This window comes from Rhizobium sp. Root1203 (assembly GCF_001424945.1).
GTDB lineage: Bacteria > Pseudomonadota > Alphaproteobacteria > Rhizobiales > Rhizobiaceae > Rhizobium.
The window spans coordinates 41246-59145 of the sequence record NZ_LMCW01000034.1 but is presented as its reverse complement, the minus strand read 5'-3'; the positions used below and the strand labels follow the sequence as shown (position 1 = coordinate 59145).

Sequence of the window (17900 nt, the reverse complement as noted above, 5' to 3'; positions counted from 1 at the left end):
ATTACTCTCCTGCGGAATCGTTGAGGCGTTGATCGACCAGCGTCAGCCAATAGCGCACACCGTGAACGATCGCATCGTCGTTGAAATCATAGGCCGGACTGTGCAGATCGGCACTGTTGCCGTTGCCGAGCCAGATCATCGCGCCTGGGCGTTTGTCCAGCATGTAGGAAAAGTCCTCCGAGCCCATCGTCGGCGGCCAGTCTGTGTCGACATTGTCGGCACCGGCGGCAAAAGTTGCGGCCTTTGCTGCGGCCCTCGCCTTGACGGGGTCGTTGACGGTGACCGGATAACCCGGCCGCCAGTCGATCTCGGCTTGTGAGCCAAAGGACCTCGCGGTGTTGGCGACCACCTCGCGAAAATGCTGCTCCACCATCTCGCGGGTGGCGGTTTGCATGGTGCGGATCGTGCCGCCGATACGGATTGCTGCCGGAATGACGTTGAGCGCGCCCGGATTGCCGCCTTCGAGATAGGTGACCGACACGACGACAGGGTCAAATGGATTGGTGAAGCGCGAGGCGATCGCCTGCAGTGCCACGATCACTTGCGCTCCGGCAAGCACCGGGTCGTGGGAAAGATGCGGGTAGGCGGCATGGCCACCCTTGCCGTTGATGGTGACGACGAAACGGTCACCCGCAGCCATCATCGGACCGCTGCGGATCGCAAAGGATCCGATATCGAGCCCCGGCTGGTTGTGCATGCCATAGACTTCATCGATGCCGAACCGTTCGAGCACGCCTTCCTCGATCATCACTCGCGCGCCTGCGCCACCTTCCTCGGCGGGTTGGAAGATAAGAACCACCTTGCCGGCGAAATCGCGGTTGGCGGAAAGCTGCTTTGCTGTCGCCAAGAGCATGGCGGTATGGCCGTCATGGCCGCAGGCATGCATCATGTTTTCCACCTTCGAGGCATGCTGCAGGTTCGTCTGCTCTGCCATCGGCAGCGCGTCCATATCGCAGCGCAATGCTATCGTCCGACCCCGCCCCTTTGTCCCGTTGATGACTGCGACGACGCCCGACTTGGCGATCCCGCCCACGATCTCGTCGCAACCGAACTCTGTGAGTTTCTCTGTCACCAGTGCTGCGGTCTTCGGCAGGTCGAATAGAAGTTCGGGATACTGGTGGATGGTCCGGCGCCAGTCTTTCGCTTCATCGGCCACTTCATCGAGAGATGAGCGGACGAGAGGGGTATCGAAGGTCATGCAATCTCCAAAAATGTCAGGCGAGCAGCATTTCACGTATAGTCGTTTGGCGGTCGTCGAAAATATCCGCAATCGTGTGAATAGAAAGGTGATGCCAAGGTCTCGCCGCAGGCTATACATAAGGTCCGGGACAAGTTCCTGAACCGAGAGCGGAGGTCGGTTCGCGGATCGGGGGTTCGGGACGAAAGGCAGGAGTCCAGGCGCTGTCGATTCGGTCGCTGGAACCGCCGCGGGCGGTGGCCGTCGGCGCTGACACAGTTCAGCCCCGACGGGCGCCGTTCGCCCCTTCGGGGCGAAGCGCTACCGCCAATTCCGACCCAACGACCTGTTCCGGTTCGCTAGCCCTGGATCAAACAGTCTCTGTTCAGAGAAGGCTGACGTTTTCGGCCTTCGACTTCCCGGTCTTGCGATCCTGGCCCAGGTCGTAGCTCACTCGTTGACCTTCGCGGAGCGAACTGGCTCCCTGCAACGCAGAGACGTGCACGAACACGTCCGTGCCACCATTTTCGGGAGTAATGAAGCCAAATCCCTTGTCTTCATTGAAAAACTTAACAGTGCCGGTGGCCATAACTCATCCTCGTCGCTTACGCGGCTGTGTGCCGCGACGCAGAACCTATAGCTCGATCGCGTCGTCCGCAACATTTCCTTGCCTCGCGTTCGCGCGGCTGCGCGAACGTTCAATACTTGGAGGGCACGTAGAGTTCGGGCGGGAGGACTTTTCGCTCATAGTCTGGATTGAAAACGCGATCCGGGAGGGCAATGTTTTCATGCGGAACGTCTTCGTATGGTACCTGCTTCAACAGGTGATCCATGCAGTTCAGGCGGGCACGCTTCTTGTCATTGCCTTCTACGATATGCCAAGGCGCTTCCGGAATGTTCGTGCGGGCAAAAGTCTCCTCTTTCGCCTTGGTATATGCCTCCCAGCGGACACGCGACTCCAGATCCATCGGCGAAAGCTTCCATTGCTTCAGCGGGTCGTGAATGCGTACGAGGAAGCGAAGCTGCTGCTCCTCATCGGTGATCGAAAACCAGTACTTGATAAGCCGAATACCCGAGCGCACGAGCATTCGCTCGAACTCCGGAACGTCGTTGAAGAATTGCGAAACCTGATCTTCGCTGGCAAATCCCATCACCCGTTCAACGCCGGAGCGGTTGTACCACGACCGATCGAAAAGCACGATCTCGCCGCCCGCCGGTAGATGCGGGACATAGCGTTGGAAATACCACTGCGACTTCTCGCGGTCGGATGGCGCAGGCAATGCGACGACGCGGGCCACGCGAGGATTGAGTCTTTGGGTAATGCGCTTGATAACGCCGCCCTTGCCGGCGGAGTCGCGGCCCTCGAAGATCACAACGACTTTCTCTTTGTGATAGGTGACCCAGTCCTGCAGCCGGATCAGCTCAGCCTGAAGGGCAATCAGCGCGCGGAAATACTCGATACGCGGCATCGAAGGCGGATGCGACTTTCGGTAGATCTTCCGGATCTCTTCGGATAGAGCAGGCTCCGACAACTCAAGTTCGTAATCCTCGTCGAGTGTATCGGCCAATTCGGCTTCGAGCCAATCGGTTGAAGGCGTGCCGTTGGTGTGGATCATCGTTACTCCATATTCCGAATTCTATGGACGTCGATCCACGAGATCGGCCCGCCATGCCACACTGTACCATGCCAGCTGTATATGTCTTGCAGATGTCAGCTTGTATTGCACAGGTACCCACGACACGAACAGAAGGCGCTTCTAGTTGTTGCGTTGGAGGCGATCGCTACCGGACCAGTGAACAACTTCACCCTTGATCAGGATAAGAAAGTTTTCGTCGTCGAGGCGGCTGACGACCTCGCCATCCTCGGTGATATAGTCCGCCTTGGGCGATGCGTTCCCCAGAAAGGAATCCGATACCCTTATCTGCTCGATGATGACGCAGTTTTTGCCGGCATCCCCCTGGCAACAAAAACGCTTGGTCTCTTTGTAGCGCAAGATTTTAGCCCTCCGTATCGACAATAGACTTTGGGTGATTGGAGAGCGAATTCAAGACCGCAAAACTAGGTAATTTCACTGGCGCTCCCGAGGGGAAGCCGAGCTTTTCTGTCGGCATCGACGCGCCGTCGCGGATTGATCCGAGATCGGATCCCGCCTAACGGCTCGCGCCCAGCGCAAACGCAATTGCCGCAACGATGCCGACAGCCAGAAGCGGGCTCTCCCTGACACGGTCCTTGATATCGGACAGGAGCCCGGGCGCTTGCTCATATGCCGTATGTTCCGAACGCGGCGTGATCGCCGCCGCGTGTTTTGACCTTCCGGCCGTCGGCTTGACAGTCGCAATCTCGCGGACGACGTTCTTGGCGGGCGAGCGCAGTGGGGACCGATGGCGCGGAGCCCGATGGCGCGGAGGGGCAACCTCCGGGGCGCTTGCGCCGCTGTCTGGGGCCGGCCCCGTCCTCACGCGCTCAGCCTCGTCGATGTCGGTTCGCCCGGCGGGCACGCTGCTGCGGGTGATGGAGATCGGATCAGACGCCGGGAAAGTGTCTTCAAGACCTTTGTCCAGTTCGTCCTTCGTGCCTTATCGCGCTGGGTCGCTTGTTCCCGTTTCATGGAAATGACGGCTGGCGATGTTGGCTTGCTGTTATCAGGCATGGCATGCTCTCCTGTAATCAAGGGATTTTCCGGGCGCTTCGGAAAGAGGAGTCTGCGTTTCTAAATGACCACGTTCCAACGTCCCACCATCTCCAATGTTCCGGCCAGAGATGGCAAAGCTTCGATTGTTCAAGCTGGTTCAGCACCACTGAAAGCTTGGCGCAATCTTAAAGACATGCCACGATGCAGGTCGCAAACGACAGATATCGGAACTGTTATGACACACGCCACACGTCCAAAGGACTGGTACGACATCGGCAAGGATCAAGGTATCCGTGCCGGGAGAAGAGGTGTCGAAGTTCAACGGCATCAGAGTGACTTCGTGAACGAGGACGAGAACGCAGCCTGGATCGATGGCGTTCTGGAAGGAGTTCTGTCGGTCGGCGCAAGGATTGCTGCCGTCACCAGCGTGCAGGATGTTATGCCAGGCTCCAAAGGCGGCATCATTCAGGTGATCATGGTGGAGAGGCTGGGATGAGCAGCCGGGCGTGCTGACTTGAAGGTGGCGACATACAACGTCAACGGCATAAACGGGCGTCTGTCCGTTCTCCTTCAATGGCTGAAGGAGGCAGAGCCCGATGTCGTATGCCTGCAGGAGTTGAAGGCACCCGATGACAGGTTTCCGCGCAGCCGGCTTGAAAAGGCGGGCTATGGTGCGGTTTGGCACGGGCAGAAGTCCTGGAACGGGGTAGCGATCCTGGCGCGAGGTCAACAGCCATTGGAAACAAGGAAGGGACTTCCGGGCGACCCGGACGATACCCATAGCCGCTACGTCGAAGCGGCTGTCGATGGCATCCTGTTCGGATGCCTCTATCTGCCGAACGGCAATCCCGCGCCAGGTCCCAAGTTCGACTACAAGCGTCGTTGGTTTGCGCGACTGTCGTCCTATGCCGCCGAGCTCATCGAACTGGACATTCCTGTCGTGCTTGCGGGCGATTACAACGTGATTCCAACCGATCTCGACGTCTACAGGCCGGAGCGTTGGAGAGACGATGCGCTGTTCCGGCCGGAAATCCGCGCAGCGTTCCGCAAGCTGGCGGCACAAGGCTGGACCGATGCCATCCGCCATCTGCATCCGGACGAGGTGATCTATACCTTCTGGGACTATTTTCGGAATGCCTGGGGGCGAAACGCGGGCCTGCGGCTCGATCATTTCCTACTGAGCCCGGCCTTGGCTGGCCAGCTTCAGACGGCGGCGGTCGACTCGCATGTGCGGGGGTGGGAGCACGCAAGCGATCATGCCCCCGCCTGGATCGAACTCGATACGTAAGGTCCGTCAACAGCAGCGCGATTGCTCGGAAACTCGGTAAGGAGCGGGGCCGACCGCCCACGCCACCCATTCCAGGCGCCGCCAGTTCAAGTTGCGGATCTCATCGCATCGACATCAAGTTCGTCATCAGGCCCGCCTTGATTTCGAGCACGGGCCGATGTGCACCCGGAAGGCCTATGTCGTTCAGCTGATCGGGCGTGAGGTCTGCGAGTGCCGCCTGCGTGGCGGCGGTCCGCCGCCACTGGCTGATGGCAGTGATCACTATTGCTGCGGCATTCAGAGCGGATCCAAAAGACTGAATGTTCGCCACGCTGCGGCGGGCGCGAGTGTCCGTATGAGCCATCTTTAGTCTCCATCTTGAGAGTTTGCGGATGGAAGCGTGCCCCGTGGGCGCTTTGGCGCTGTGCTGCTGCGCGTGAACAAAAGTGACAACATCGACAAGTCGGCGCTAAATCGGTGTTAAATTCATTCGTCGAAATGCTATTCTGCGGCGGCGGTCATAATCTGGAGACGATCTGTGCGCATCAGATTGCTAGGCGGCTTCGAAGTTACGTCCCAGGAAAACCGGCCGGTCCGCTTCACCACGCGCAAGACTTCGCTTCTCTTTGCTGCCCTGGTCCTCGCGGGCCGCCGTGGCTATCGTCGCGAACAGCTGTCCGAGGCATTCTGGCCAGGACGGAGCAACGGCCATGCCCGCAACAGTTTGCGGCAAGCGCTGGTCGACATCCGGCGGTCATTCCCGGCAAGCAACGATGCAATGCTATATGTCGATGGGGATCAGGAGACAATCGCGCTGATTGGAGGTCCTGACGAAGCGGATATTTCGATATTCGAGCGTAAACTGGCGGAGGGCCGGACGGCCGAACTTGCATGCGCTGCAGATCTATACCGGGGCGAGCTCCTTGCGGGTATTGCCTTCCCGGACGGACTGGATGATTGGTTTGGACCGTATCGGAGCAAATATCAACGCAAGGCCCAGCAGTTGGCAGAGCGACTGAGCCTCGACCTCTCCGAGCCCGACACTGCGGAAGAAATAGCTTGCGAAGGGCTCGCAGAGAGACTGCTCGCTTCGGATCCAACAGCGGAGGAAGCTCATCGGACCTTGATGCGGATCCACCTTCTCCGGGGTCACGAAAACGCAGCTTTGCGTCAGTTCGAGTCTTGTCGGGCGCTGTTGAGAAAGCACCTGGGCGCAGAACCGGAGGCACAGACGACCGCGCTGGCGGCCTCGCTGCAAGCGCCAGCGGGAGCCGCCCGCAAACTAACTGCACCGGGTCCCGAGGTCATGTCGCAGCCGCAGGTCTTCTCGGATCCGGCGAAACATCACGATCGGGCATCGGTTGCAGTATTGCCGTTTCAGAATTTAAGCGGCGATCCGGAACAGGATTACTTTGCCGACGGCATGATCGAGGACATCATCGTCGCCTTGGCTCACTTCAGGCACCTCTATGTCATCGCACGGTATTCGAGTTCCACATACAAGGGAAAGGTCGTCGACATAAAGCAGGTGGGTCGCGAGTTGGACGTTCGGTATGTTGTCGAGGGAAGCGTACGTCGGACGGGAGACCGTCTGCGCATTGCTGGGCAGCTTATCGACACTTCGACGGGCGCCCATCTCTGGGCAGAACGGTTTGATGGGACCCTGGCGAATGTCTTCGATCTTCAAGATCAGCTCGCCTCGAGCATAGTCGGCGCAATTGCGCCGAAACTGGAGGAAGCGGAGATCGAGCGCGCCAAACGCAAGCCGACAGAGAGCCTTGACGCCTACGACTATTATCTCCGCGGGCTGGCGGCCTTTGATAGGACGACCACGAACAGGGCAGTCGTTGACGATGCATTGCGGCTGTTCATGAAGGCGATCGAGCTTGACCCCGAGTTCGCTACGGCCCATGCCCGCGCCGCGCGATGCTATGCTACCCGAAAGAGCAACGGCTGGATGGTCGACCCTGCAGAAGAGGTTGCAGAGGCTACCCGACTGGCCAGGAAAGCGGTCGAACTCGGGTGGGACGATGCGGTTGCGCTTTCCTACGGTGGATATGTCCTTGGTTACGTCGGCGGCGACCTCGATGACAGCGCGGCGTGCATCGACCGGGCGCTGGCCCTCAATCCGAACTTTGCTGCTGCATTGGGCGTTAGCAGTTGGGTGAATTGTTGTTTGGGCGAGCCACACAAGGCCGTCGAGCACGCCGCGCTTGCCATGCGCCTAAGTCCCTTGGATCCGAGGCTGTTCGCTTGGCAGTTCAATACTGGGCTCGCCCATTTTTGTGCTGGCCAGTATGACGACGCTGTTGCCTGGGCAGGAAAGTCGTTGCGCTACCAGCCGAACTACCCGAGCGCGATGCGTGTCGTGGCGGCGGGTCATGCCTTGGGGGGTCGGCTGGCGCACGCGCGCGAAATGATTGCGCGCTTGTGCGAATTCGATCCCGCGCTTCGGCTTTCGAACCTTGCCGATGTACTGCCGCCGTTCCGGCGTCTGGACGATCGGAACAGATACGTGGAGGCACTTAGGAAAGCGGGATTGCCGGAGTAGTGCTTGTGTCTTCCGAACGGACTGCGTTGCTTTAGCAGCTATCGTCCGTTCCCGCATGAACTACCCAAGGTCGATTTCAGTCGGCGGGAGTGTGGTGGCTATGCGACTTGCGGGGCGCTGATTGTGAAAAGATGCATGTTCTGATCCCCCCAGGTCTTCAGCACCTGTACGACGGGTTCAAGGCTTCGACCTCGCTCCGAAAGCGAATAGTCCACGCGCGGTGGAACTTGAGCGAAAACCGTGCGGACGATAAGCCCATCGGCTTCCAGCTCTCGCAATTGGTTCGTGAGCATTCTCTGCGTGACGCTGGGCAGCTTTCTGCGGATTTCGTTGAAGCGCATCGTCCCGGACATCAGATGGAAGAGGATCACACCTTTCCACTTGCCATCGATCATGCTCAGCGTGGCCTCCACGGAGCAGCCAGGGGTACAATCGTAGGTATTGTGGCGCGAGCGTCCCATCCAACAGTATCCTTTTCGACACTATGTGCACTCTGTGTGCGTTCTTGCGAAAATTAACCATAGAGGCCATGTTCGTACCGATCAACAGAAGGAACCAGCAGATGCGTGCCGTCGCCTATCAAACCCCACAGCCTGTCGAAGCAGAAACCTCGCTGGTCGATATCGAACTGCCAAAGCCTGTGCCAACCGGCCGCGACATTCTCGTCGAAGTCAAAGCCGTCTCGGTCAATCCCGTCGATACCAAAATCCGCCGCTCAGCCCAGCCTGCCTCAGGGGAGTGGAAAGTCCTGGGGTGGGACGCCGCGGGGGTAGTGGACGCCGTCGGTCCGGATGCAACGCTGTTCAAACCCGGCGACCAGGTCTTCTATGCGGGCGCTATCAACCGTTCCGGCACCAATGCCGAATTTCACCTGGTCGATGAGCGGATCGTCGGCATGAAGCCGAAGTCGATAGACTTCGCTGCTGCCGCAGCCTTGCCGCTAACCTCGATCACGGCTTGGGAAATGCTCTTTGATCGGCTTGAGGTGACCCGCGCGGTGCCGGGTGCGGCCAACGCGCTTGTGATTGTCGGAGGTGCGGGAGGTGTAGGCTCGATCGCCATCCAGATCGCACGCGCCATGGCCGACCTTACCATCATCGCCACGGCATCCCGCCCGGCAACGCAGGAATGGGTGAAGTCGTTGGGCGCCCACCATGTGATCGATCACCGTCAACCGATTGCGCTACAGGTCGAAGCGCTCGGCATCGGGCAGCCGGCTTTCGTTTTCTCGACGACCAATACCGACGATCACCTAGCTCAAATTGTCGAGCTTATCGCCCCGCAGGGCCGCTTCGGTCTTATAGACGATCCAAGGGAATTGAGCGCTCTATCGCTGAAACGCAAGTCGATTTCGCTCCATTGGGAGCTGATGTTTACGCGTTCGCTGTTCAACACCGCTGACATGGAAAAGCAGCATGACCTTTTGACCCGTGTCGGCGAAATGGTCGATGCCGGTACAATAAAGTCCACTCTTGCCGAGAACTTCGGCGTCATCAACGCTGCCAACCTCAAGCGGGCGCATGCATTGATCGAATCCGGCAAGTCCAAGGGCAAGATCGTCCTAGCCGGTTTCTAGCCTCCGCTACTTGGGTTGGCGCCGTTAACGGCGCCAACGGCTTCCCCCATCAACGCCAGCCGAGCGCCGGCGCAACATGCTTCAGGATCGCCTCGATCACGTGCGCGTTGTACTCGACGCCAAGCTGATTGGGGACAGTGAGAAGCAGGGTATCGGCTTCGGCGACGGCCTCGTCCTCGGTGAGCTGCGCGATCAGCGCTTCCGGCTCGGCGGCGTAGGAACGACCGAAGATTGCCCGGGTATTCTCGTCAATGTAGCCGATCGAATCCTGTTCCTTGCCGCCACGACCGAAGTAAGCCCGGTCGCGATCGTCCACCAGTGCGAAGATGCTGCGGCTGACCGACACGCGAGGTGTGCGGCTGTGGCCGGCTTCCTTCCAGGCATCCCGATAGGCGCGTATCTGTGCTGCCTGCTGGACGTGGAAGGGCTCGCCGGTTTCGTCATCCTTCAGGGTCGAGCTCTGGAGATTCATGCCAAGCTTGGCTGCCCAGACGGCAGTCGCGTTCGATCCTGCTCCCCACCAGATACGCTCGCGTAGACCCTCGGAATGGGGTTCGAGACGCAGGAGCCCGGGGGGATTCGGGAACATCGGCCGAGGATTGGGCTGTGCAAATCCATCACCTTTCAGCGCCTGCAGGAATACTTCGCCATGGGCACGGCCGAGATCGGCGTCGCTGGCACCCTCGTCCGGCTGGTAGCCGAAGTAGCGCCAGCCATCGATGACCTGCTCGGGGGAACCTCGACTGAGGCCGAGCTGCAGGCGACCGCCGGCGATCAGGTCGGCAGCACCCGCGTCTTCTGCCATGTAGAGAGGGTTTTCATAGCGCATGTCGATGACAGCGGTGCCGATCTCTATGGACTTGGTTTTCGCGCCCACAGCGGCCAGGAGGGGAAAGGGGGAGGCGAGTTGCCGGGCGAAGTGATGGACGCGGAAATAGGCGCCATCGGCGCCGAGTTCTTCCGCGGCGACGGCTAGATCAATCGATTGCAGGAGCGCGTCGCCCGCTGACCGGGTTTGGGATTGCGGCGAAGGTGCCCAATGACCGAAGGAAAGAAAGCCGATTTTCTTCATGATTTTGCCCGTTGAATGTCGCTGTGCGACGTTGACGTGTGGTTGGCATAACATGGGAACGGATGTCAGCCATGAAAAGACGATTGAACGCTCTGTTCACTGGATTTGCTGACCTGCTCGACTGCCCCAAATCGGATAGGTCAAAAATGATGGAACGTCTGATGTCGGCCTCGCTTGAGGTCGTGGTCGTGTTTTGCGTCCCACTCCTGGTATTCCTCCTGATGTCGGCTGGGGTGACGACGAATCTTGCCGTCGGCAAGGCGCTTGTCGCCTTGCTTGCGGTCTACTGGTATTTCGATTTCTCGACTGTCATGGCGTTGATGATCCCGATCACCTGATCGGCGGCATGACGATGGGCTGGTTTACGCCGACGGAGGCGGCGGGTGGCCGCCGGCGATCACTCTGTGGCTTTCGACCGAGCTCGGGCTGATCCGCTAAAGGGAAGACAGAAAGGCACAATTTGACTTTTGTCAGCGAGCGTGAATAATGTCGAGAGAGCTCATTTCTGGAATAAATCGTATGCCCATCCGCTCCACCGACCAGGTTTTACACAAGGCCGCCTGGCTCTATTACACACATGGCATGCGACAGGATGAGGTGGCGAAGCATCTTGATATTTCCCGGGCCTCGGTTGCGATGTACCTGCGTCGCGCCAGGGAAACAGGCATCGTGAACATTGCGACCTCCACGCAGCTCTTCGCCGACGACGTGCTTGCCCGGCAGCTCGAGGACGCGGCAAAGCTCAAAGCAGTGTGGATCGTTCCCGAAGATCGGCAGGCGATCGACCCCACGGCGGAAATGCCGGTGGTTGCTGCGGCAGTTTTTCTGGAGTTGATCGGCAAGGGAGACAGGGTCGGGGTTGCCTGGGGCCGTACCGTTTATCACATCGCTGATGTCATGCCGTTCGCCGATCTCCAGGGGGTGACGGTCGTGCAGCTCTGCGGCAACCTTGGCGCACCTTACTCCTATCGGCCTGATCAGTGCACCACGGAAATTGCAAGACGGCTGAACGCCGAGGGTATCAACTTCTATGCGCCGCTCGTTTTGAGTTCGGAACGGCTTGCGCAGGAACTGCGCCAGGAGCCGGTCATCCAGGAGCAGCTGGCGACAATACCCGACTGCACCCTTGCGCTCTATTCGGTTGGCGGAATCGAAGCCGACAGCCACCTGGTGAAATGCGGCGCATTGACAGCCGAGGAGATGAAGGCTCTGGGCGAAGCGGGTGCGGCCGGTGTCATCGCCGGCCAGGTCATCGATCGCGAAGGGCAGTTGATGGATTGCGCACACAACCGCCGGTGTATCTCTGCCGATCTCGATTCCATCCGCTCCATTCCGAAGCGGATGATGGTCGTGCAGGAAGACGAGAAACTGGAGCCCCTGGTTGCTGCCATCAAGGGCGGATTTGCTTCGCATCTCGTCATAACCGCCTCGATGGCACGTCGCCTGCTCGACCGCTGGAGCGGCGCGGCGCAGCCACAGTGAAAAAAATTTCAGCAAGCCGGTGCGCAGCGACCGTTGCGTTGCCGGCTTTGCCATGAGTGGAGGAGGACAATATGGAAAATCTCTGGCGCGACAGCGATGCGGAAGCGACGGTCGAAGCCTATGCCGGCAAGGGCATCAATCGTGATCTGGCTTTGAGGACCTATACAACCCGGCTGCTCGGTGGGGAACCGCGGCTGGTGCTGCATGGCGGCGGCAACACCTCGGTAAAGACTGTGGTCAGCGATCTGGTCGGCGACGAGTGGGAAGTACTCTGCGTCAAGGGCAGCGGTTGGGACATGGGCACGATCGAGCCCCAAGGCCTGCCTGCCGTCAAGATTGCGCCGCTGCTCAAGGCCCGCAAACTCCAAACGCTGTCGGACGAGGACATGGTCACGCTGCAACGCGCCAATCTTATCGATCCTGCCTCGCCGAACCCTTCGGTCGAGGCACTTCTGCATGCATTCTTGCCGCATAAATTCGTCGATCATACCCATTCGACAGCAATTCTTGCGATTGCCGATCAGTCAAGCAGCAAGCAGATGAGCGCTGCGGTATTTGGCACGAAGATGGGTTTCGTGCCTTATATCATGCCGGGCTTTGCCCTGGCGAAGGCTGCAGCGGAGGTTTTCGATCGCGACCCCGGCGTGGACGGCCTTATTCTCGACAAGCACGGCATTTTCACCTTTGGCGATACGGCAAAGGAAGCCTACGACAGAATGATCCACTATGTGACGCTGGCTGAGGATTATGTCAGACAGCATGGGAGAAAGCCGTACAAGGCGGCATCGCTGCCGCAGACGATCGCGGCGTCCGGCGATATTGCGGCGATGTTGCGCGGTGCCGTCGCCGTTGCCCGCGGGGAAGGGCGGTACGACCGCATGGTAGGGGAATTCCGAACGTCGCCGGAAATTCTCGAATTCGTCAACGCCGCCGAGGTCGAGGATCTGGCCTCAAGGGGTGTATCGACACCGGACCTGTCTATCCGGATCAAAACCGGCCCTTTGGTACTGCCGGCGCCCGATGCCGAAACGATCCAGGATTTCCGCGGGGTCATCGACGAACGTGTGGCAGCCTTCATAGCCGACTATACCGAATATTTTCGCGCAAACGATGCGCGCGACGACGTAAAGCGGACGATGCTCGATCCCATGCCCCGTCTGACCCTGGTTCCCGGTCTCGGCATGTTCGGCCATGGCCGTACGCTCAAGGACGCAAGGATTGCGGTTGACGTAGGGGAGATGTGGATAGAGGCCGCGCGGGACGCTGAATCAGTCGGACGTTTCGAGCCCGTCAGCCGACCGGACCTGTTTGATCTCGAATATTGGTCGCTGGAGCAGGCAAAGCTCGCCGGGGCCAAGCCAAAGCCCCTGACGGGACAGGTGGCATTTGTAACCGGCGGTGCCGGCGCCATAGGGGCTGCCACGGCAAAGCTCTTCGCGCGTGAAGGCGCGCATGTCGTCGTGGCGGATCTGGATCCTGGCAGAGCCGGCGATATCGCGAGGGCGATCGGCAACCACTCCATCGGCGTTGAATGCAATGTGACGGATCCAGCCTCAGTTCGCGCGGCCTTTGACAGAGCCGTGGCGACGTTCGGTGGCGTCGATATCCTTGTCTCCAACGCCGGCGCTGCCTGGGAGGGTGCTATCGCGACGCTTGACGATGGCCTGCTGCGCAAGAGCTTCGAACTTAATTTCTTTTCGCATCAGCTGGTCGCCCAGAATGCTGTGCGGATCATGAAGCAACAGCGCACCGGCGGCGCCTTGCTCTTCAATGCCAGCAAGCAGGCGGTCAACCCAGGTGCAAAATTCGGCGCCTATGGTCTTCCAAAAGCTGCGACACTGTTTTTGTCGCGGCAATACGCTCTGGAACACGGCGTTGACGGCATTCGTTCGAATGCCGTCAACGCCGATCGCATCCGCTCCGGCCTGCTGGACGACGAAATGATCTCCAAGCGCGCGGCGGCGCGCGGCCTTTCGGTCAAGGACTACATGGGAGGCAACTTGCTTGGACAGGAGGTAACGGCCGAGGATGTGGCACAGGCGTTCCTCCATCACGCGCTGGCCGAACGCACGACGGCCGATGTAACCACAGTCGACGGTGGCAACATCGCGGCTGCATTGCGCTGACCTGAGCGCCCGCATTTTCTCCTCCGGTCGACTGATCGGAGGAGCCCGCCCCGGCGGGGTTGCGCCTGTCGAGAGCATGAAAAAGGCGGCCCGAAAGCCGCCTCGATTTTTCTTCGGAAGACCTAGGGATTATTTCTTGTTCGGAGTCGGCATCCAGGCCGGAACAGCGACGTCGGCATGGGCGAACTGTGGCAGCTTGGAGCCGAGTTCCTCCATGTTCTTGATGTCGGCATCCTTCAGCTGTTGCTGGGTGATCAGCGTCGGAGGCACGATGACGTTGTGACCAGGGTCCTCGCCGGCAAGGAGCATCGCAAGGGCGCGGACCGAGACCTGTCCGACAACGGCCGGATTGGTCGCCGCAGTCGCTGCCCAGGCGCTGTCGGGTTCGCGCATGGCAGCGATATCTGACGTCGAGATATCCGCCGAATAGATCTTCACACTCGTGGAGAGCCCTGCTTCGTCGACCGCGATCTTCACTCCCTTGGCGAACTCGTCATAGGGTGCGAACATCACCTGGATGTCGGGATTGGCCGACAGGACGGAACGCGCCTGATTGGCAACCGAGTTTGCGATGGGGTTGTCCATCGTGCCGAACATTGCCGCTTCCTTGATGCCCGGATACTTCGTCTTGAATTCCTTCCAGGTCTCGTCGCGGCGATCCAGCGGCGCAATGCCGGCAACGTAGACATAGCCCGCCTTCCAGCTTTCGCCGTTGTCCTTGATGGACTGTTCGAGCGCGAGGCGTGCCAGATCGCGGTCCGATTGCTCGATCTGAGGGATCTTCGGATTCTCGACGTTGACGTCGAAGGCGACGACCTTGATGCCGGCATCGACTGCCCGCTTGGCCGCTTCCTTCATGGATTCCGTCAGGCCGTGTTGGATGATAATGCCATCGACCTTAAGCGCGATGGCCTGATCGACCATATCGGCCTGCAAGGCCGCGTCCTGACGGCTGTCCAGGACCCGCAGGTCTACGCCAAGGGCCTTGGCCTGTGCTTCGACGCCGGACAGATAGGACTGGAAGAAATCGCCAGTCGACAGGTAGCGTACCAGCGCGATCTTGACCTGACCGGGATTGTCGAAGGGCTTAGGCATGTCGGCAGCAAGGGAGATGCCGCAGAAGGCCGTCGCTCCCATAAGGCCCATTGTGAGTTTACCGAGTGTTCTGCGCGTAATGTTCATTCCTGTCTCCTCCACAGTTGATCGTTTGTTGTTCATGCATATGCGCGAAGGGCCTCCCAGCCCTATCGTTTGCCTCTCCCCGATAGAGCAAAGGTAAAGACCAGCGCGATGACCAGCACCGCGCCCTTGACGAAATCCTGCGTGTAGTAAGGCGCGTTCATCATGGTCAGGCCCTGCAGGAGAACACCGACGAAAAGCGCGCCGACAGCCGTACCGAAGGCGTTCGGCCTGGCAACGCCGAGCACCGCGAAACCGATGAGCGCGGCAGCGACCGCATCGAGCAGGAGATTGTTGCCCGATGCGATGTCGCCCCGGCCGAGACGTGCAGCGAGCAGGATCCCGCCGATGGAGGCGAAAACACCTGAGATGACATAGGCAAACATCTTGTAGGCATTGACCGGCGCACCAGCCAGCTGAGCTGCCCGTTCATTGGACCCGACGGCATACATCATCCGGCCGAAGCGGGTGTATTCCAGAAAGAACCAGATCAGCACCGCGAGTGCAATCAGCACGACGACGGAGACCGGCAGCAGATTAGGGAGCACAAAATCGAACCGGTGCCGTCCCAGTGCCAGGAAGGCCGGGCTGAAGGTGCCGGTGGCGGTGCTGCCGTCCGGCATGCTCATCCCGGTTGCGATCGAGCGGCCTTCGGTCGGGATGCGCTGCAACCCGACAAGCAGAAACATCATGCCGAGCGTTGCCAGAAGGTCCGGCACGCGCATGTAGACGATAAGGAAACCATTGATCAGCCCGATCGCCACCCCAATCAGGAGGCATACGGCGATGGCTGTGAGCGCGTCGCCGTTCATGATGACCATGATGTAGGAAGAGGCCATCATCGCGGTTGTTGCAACCGAGCCGATAGAAAGGTCGAACCCTCCGACGACCATGGTTGCCGTGACACCGAGCGCCAGAATGCCGGTGATCGAAACGGATTGCAGGATGAAGACAGCGCTCTGCGGCGATGCAAATCCGCTCGTGACAATAGAGAAGTAGACAAGCATGCCCGCAAGCAGCAGTAGAAAGCCGTAGCGGATTGCGAGCTCGCGGATGCTTGCCGCCGTCGCCTGCGGCGGAACCATTTTTGCGGGTTGCGCCGCGGCGATCGGCGTGTCGTGATCAGTCATTCAATTCACCATTTCATGCTGGCCGGCGATCTCGGCCAGAAGCTTGTTGACGTCGATATCCGCGTTGCGATGCTCGCCAACCAGCGTCTGTTCCGACATCACCAGGATGCGGTCGGCGATTTCGAAGGCTTCGTCGAGTTCGGTCAGGAAGACGACGGTGGCGCGTCCCTCTGCTGAGGCGCGCAGCTTGGCGGCGATGTCGCGGCGCGCGGCGATGTCGACACCCTGGAACGGCTCGTCGAGAATCAGCAGGCGGCAGGGCTGGCTCAGCCAGCGGGCCACCATCACCTTCTGCTGATTGCCACCGGACAATGTGTGCATCTCGTCGCGCTCTGACCGGCAGACGATACCAAGCGCCGAAATTTGTCGTCTCGCCTCACCGCGCTCCGAGCCTCGGCTTGAAACGCCACCGAGACGGGCAAGCCGTCTCAGGAACGGCAAACTGATGTTCTCATAGATGTTGAAATCGGGAACGATGCCACTGTCCGTGCGATCCTTGGCAACGAGGAAAACACCGCCCTCGTCGATCGCCTGCTGCGGTGTGCGTGGCCGATACGGCCTGCCGTCGAGGGACATGTGACCTGAAACCGGGTGTCTGGCGCCGAAAAGCGTCTCGGCAAGAGCAGTCTTGCCGACACCAACGAGGCCAGTGATTGCGACGACCTCTCCTTCGCGAAGCACAAAGGAGAAAGGTCGCGTACCGGCGGCGAGCTGTAGTTTCTCTGCGCGAAGGATCGCGGAGCCACCTTCGCGGACGTTGATCTCGCCATAGCTGATCGTCTTGCCGAGCATGGCGTTGACGGCGCCCTCGTAGTCCAGTTCGGGGCCTGTGAAGGTGCCGGTGATGCGCCCGTCGCGCAGACTGACGATACTGTCTGCAAGGCGCCGGATATCCGACATGCGGTGTGAGATGTAAAGGATGGCGACGCCGCGGGCACGCAGGCGATCGACAAGCTGGAAGAGCCGCTCGGCTTCGACACTCGACAGCGAAGAGGTCGGTTCGTCGAGGATAAGCACTTTCGGTTCATGGGCCATGGCGCGGGCGATGGCCACCATCTGCCGGTCTGCCAGGGAGAGACCGGCGATGCTCGCATTGAGATCGATCGAAAGCCCCATACGGTCGGCGACGGCCTTCGCCTCGCGCCGCACACGCCTCGGATTGAAGAACCAGCGGGCGGCGCGGCCATTCAACCGGTCGAGCGTCAGGTTGGTTGCAACGTCAAGATCTGCAACCACCCCGTCGTTTATATTCTGGTGAACGGTGACGACACCGGCGCGAATGGCTTCGGCTGGCGAGGTTGGAAAGAAATCCTTGCCTGCGAGCGAGATATGACCGGCATCGCGCGCATAGACACCGCTGACAATACGCACGAGCGTCGACTTGCCGGCGCCATTTGCGCCCATAAGGGCAGTAACAGAGCCGGCGCGCAGCGAAAGGTCGATGCCGCCCAGCACCTGGATGCGACCAAACGACTTCCGCAGCCCTTCGACGCGGAACACAGGTTCTTCGTTCATCTCCATCCTCCCGACCACGATGCTAGGACGGGATCTCATCAAATGTCAAGTGCGTTGACATTTGACAAAGTGGTCCCTATCAAATGACATCATGATCGTTGATTGGGAGATCGCCGACTTACCGAAGAGGAAGGAAAGTCGGCCGCGCCCGGGGGAACACGAACCCGCGCAAAAGCGATCCGGGAGGAAGAA

At 59.8% G+C, this 17900-nt stretch carries 17 protein-coding genes and 2 pseudogenes; 7 read left to right on the top strand and 12 right to left on the bottom strand.

Features of this window, described 5'->3' with window-relative positions:
- Position 1: 1 nt before the first annotated feature.
- The 6 genes and pseudogenes from ASC97_RS24620 to ASC97_RS36380 form a co-directional block, all read right to left on the bottom strand.
- Positions 2-1198 (bottom strand): M20 aminoacylase family protein, encoded by a 1197-nt coding sequence (locus ASC97_RS24620; protein ID WP_057470959.1) that lies wholly within the window; start codon positions 1196-1198, stop codon positions 2-4.
- A 364-nt stretch (positions 1199-1562) separates the two neighbouring features.
- On the bottom strand, positions 1563-1766 hold the full coding sequence (locus ASC97_RS24615; RefSeq protein ID WP_057470958.1) for a cold-shock protein: 204 nt from the start codon (positions 1764-1766) through the stop codon (positions 1563-1565).
- A 109-nt stretch (positions 1767-1875) separates the two neighbouring features.
- Positions 1876-2793, bottom strand: coding sequence for a polyphosphate kinase 2 (gene ppk2 / locus ASC97_RS24610; RefSeq protein WP_057470957.1), 918 nt, complete (start codon positions 2791-2793; stop codon positions 1876-1878).
- A 141-nt stretch (positions 2794-2934) separates the two neighbouring features.
- Positions 2935-3171 carry a hypothetical protein gene (locus tag ASC97_RS24605; protein WP_338012542.1) on the bottom strand — a complete coding sequence of 79 codons (237 nt, stop codon included), beginning with the start codon at positions 3169-3171 and terminating at the stop codon, positions 2935-2937.
- Between the two features lie 157 nt (positions 3172-3328).
- Entirely contained in the window at positions 3329-3637 is a 309-nt protein-coding gene (locus ASC97_RS24600; RefSeq protein ID WP_156390460.1) for a hypothetical protein, read from the bottom strand.
- Positions 3622-3828, bottom strand: a pseudogene (locus ASC97_RS36380) (hypothetical protein); the annotation flags it as partial. The pseudogene ASC97_RS36380 and the gene ASC97_RS24600, both read right to left, overlap by 16 nt.
- A gap of 217 nt (positions 3829-4045) precedes the next feature.
- On the opposite strand from ASC97_RS36380, the gene ASC97_RS24595 reads away from it, so the two are divergent.
- Complete coding sequence (locus ASC97_RS24595; protein ID WP_057470955.1) at positions 4046-4306, top strand: hypothetical protein; 261 nt, start codon at positions 4046-4048, stop codon at positions 4304-4306.
- An 18-nt stretch (positions 4307-4324) separates the two neighbouring features.
- The gene (gene xth, locus ASC97_RS24590) at positions 4325-5098 is read left to right on the top strand and encodes an exodeoxyribonuclease III (RefSeq protein WP_057470954.1); all 774 of its coding nucleotides are present in this window, start codon (positions 4325-4327) and stop codon (positions 5096-5098) included.
- A gap of 100 nt (positions 5099-5198) precedes the next feature.
- On the opposite strand, the gene ASC97_RS24585 is transcribed toward xth, so the two are convergent.
- The gene (locus ASC97_RS24585) at positions 5199-5441 is read right to left on the bottom strand and encodes a DUF1127 domain-containing protein (protein ID WP_057470953.1); all 243 of its coding nucleotides are present in this window, start codon (positions 5439-5441) and stop codon (positions 5199-5201) included.
- A gap of 174 nt (positions 5442-5615) precedes the next feature.
- On the opposite strand from ASC97_RS24585, the gene ASC97_RS24580 reads away from it, so the two are divergent.
- Positions 5616-7628, top strand: coding sequence for a BTAD domain-containing putative transcriptional regulator (locus ASC97_RS24580; RefSeq protein ID WP_057470952.1), 2013 nt, complete (start codon positions 5616-5618; stop codon positions 7626-7628).
- Between the two features lie 98 nt (positions 7629-7726).
- Here ASC97_RS24580 and ASC97_RS24575 read toward each other — a convergent pair whose 3' ends face one another.
- The gene (locus tag ASC97_RS24575) at positions 7727-8089 is read right to left on the bottom strand and encodes a winged helix-turn-helix transcriptional regulator (RefSeq protein ID WP_057470951.1); all 363 of its coding nucleotides are present in this window, start codon (positions 8087-8089) and stop codon (positions 7727-7729) included.
- Positions 8090-8190: 101 nt separating this feature from the next.
- Between ASC97_RS24575 and ASC97_RS24570 the strand changes: the two genes are divergently transcribed.
- Entirely contained in the window at positions 8191-9204 is a 1014-nt protein-coding gene (locus tag ASC97_RS24570; protein WP_057471130.1) for a zinc-binding alcohol dehydrogenase family protein, read from the top strand.
- 49 nt (positions 9205-9253) lie between these two features.
- Here ASC97_RS24570 and ASC97_RS24565 read toward each other — a convergent pair whose 3' ends face one another.
- Entirely contained in the window at positions 9254-10276 is a 1023-nt protein-coding gene (locus tag ASC97_RS24565) for an LLM class flavin-dependent oxidoreductase (protein WP_057470950.1), read from the bottom strand.
- Between the two features lie 155 nt (positions 10277-10431).
- Here ASC97_RS24565 and ASC97_RS24560 point away from each other — a divergent pair.
- The 3 genes and pseudogenes from ASC97_RS24560 to ASC97_RS24550 form a co-directional block, all read left to right on the top strand.
- Positions 10432-10658 (top strand): annotated as a pseudogene (locus tag ASC97_RS24560) (TRAP transporter large permease); the annotation flags it as partial.
- A gap of 137 nt (positions 10659-10795) precedes the next feature.
- Positions 10796-11758 (top strand): sugar-binding transcriptional regulator, encoded by a 963-nt coding sequence (locus ASC97_RS24555; protein WP_113000881.1) that lies wholly within the window; start codon positions 10796-10798, stop codon positions 11756-11758.
- A gap of 71 nt (positions 11759-11829) precedes the next feature.
- The gene (locus tag ASC97_RS24550; protein ID WP_057470947.1) at positions 11830-13884 is read left to right on the top strand and encodes a bifunctional aldolase/short-chain dehydrogenase; all 2055 of its coding nucleotides are present in this window, start codon (positions 11830-11832) and stop codon (positions 13882-13884) included.
- A 129-nt stretch (positions 13885-14013) separates the two neighbouring features.
- Here ASC97_RS24550 and ASC97_RS24545 read toward each other — a convergent pair whose 3' ends face one another.
- The 3 genes from ASC97_RS24545 to ASC97_RS24535 form a co-directional block, all read right to left on the bottom strand.
- Positions 14014-15066 (bottom strand): substrate-binding domain-containing protein, encoded by a 1053-nt coding sequence (locus tag ASC97_RS24545; protein WP_057470946.1) that lies wholly within the window; start codon positions 15064-15066, stop codon positions 14014-14016.
- 62 nt (positions 15067-15128) lie between these two features.
- A complete protein-coding gene (locus tag ASC97_RS24540) occupies positions 15129-16148 on the bottom strand; it encodes an ABC transporter permease (protein WP_057471129.1) in 1020 nt (339 codons plus the stop codon).
- A 45-nt stretch (positions 16149-16193) separates the two neighbouring features.
- A complete protein-coding gene (locus tag ASC97_RS24535) occupies positions 16194-17708 on the bottom strand; it encodes a sugar ABC transporter ATP-binding protein (RefSeq protein ID WP_057470945.1) in 1515 nt (504 codons plus the stop codon).
- Between the last annotated feature and the right edge of the window lie 192 nt (positions 17709-17900).

Coding starts and splice junctions, on each gene's coding strand:
- ASC97_RS24620 (WP_057470959.1), bottom strand. CDS start 1,198: ATGACCTTCGATACCCCTCTCGTCCGCTCATCTCTCGATGAAGTGGCC.
- ASC97_RS24615 (WP_057470958.1), bottom strand. CDS start 1,766: ATGGCCACCGGCACTGTTAAGTTTTTCAATGAAGACAAGGGATTTGGC.
- ppk2 (WP_057470957.1), bottom strand. CDS start 2,793: ATGATCCACACCAACGGCACGCCTTCAACCGATTGGCTCGAAGCCGAA.
- ASC97_RS24595 (WP_057470955.1), top strand. CDS start 4,046: ATGACACACGCCACACGTCCAAAGGACTGGTACGACATCGGCAAGGAT.
- ASC97_RS24585 (WP_057470953.1), bottom strand. CDS start 5,441: ATGGCTCATACGGACACTCGCGCCCGCCGCAGCGTGGCGAACATTCAG.
- ASC97_RS24575 (WP_057470951.1), bottom strand. CDS start 8,089: ATGGGACGCTCGCGCCACAATACCTACGATTGTACCCCTGGCTGCTCC.
- ASC97_RS24570 (WP_057471130.1), top strand. CDS start 8,191: ATGCGTGCCGTCGCCTATCAAACCCCACAGCCTGTCGAAGCAGAAACC.
- ASC97_RS24565 (WP_057470950.1), bottom strand. CDS start 10,276: ATGAAGAAAATCGGCTTTCTTTCCTTCGGTCATTGGGCACCTTCGCCG.
- ASC97_RS24555 (WP_113000881.1), top strand. CDS start 10,796: ATGCCCATCCGCTCCACCGACCAGGTTTTACACAAGGCCGCCTGGCTC.
- ASC97_RS24550 (WP_057470947.1), top strand. CDS start 11,830: ATGGAAAATCTCTGGCGCGACAGCGATGCGGAAGCGACGGTCGAAGCC.
- ASC97_RS24545 (WP_057470946.1), bottom strand. CDS start 15,066: ATGAACATTACGCGCAGAACACTCGGTAAACTCACAATGGGCCTTATG.
- ASC97_RS24540 (WP_057471129.1), bottom strand. CDS start 16,148: ATGGTTCCGCCGCAGGCGACGGCGGCAAGCATCCGCGAGCTCGCAATC.
- ASC97_RS24535 (WP_057470945.1), bottom strand. CDS start 17,708: ATGAACGAAGAACCTGTGTTCCGCGTCGAAGGGCTGCGGAAGTCGTTT.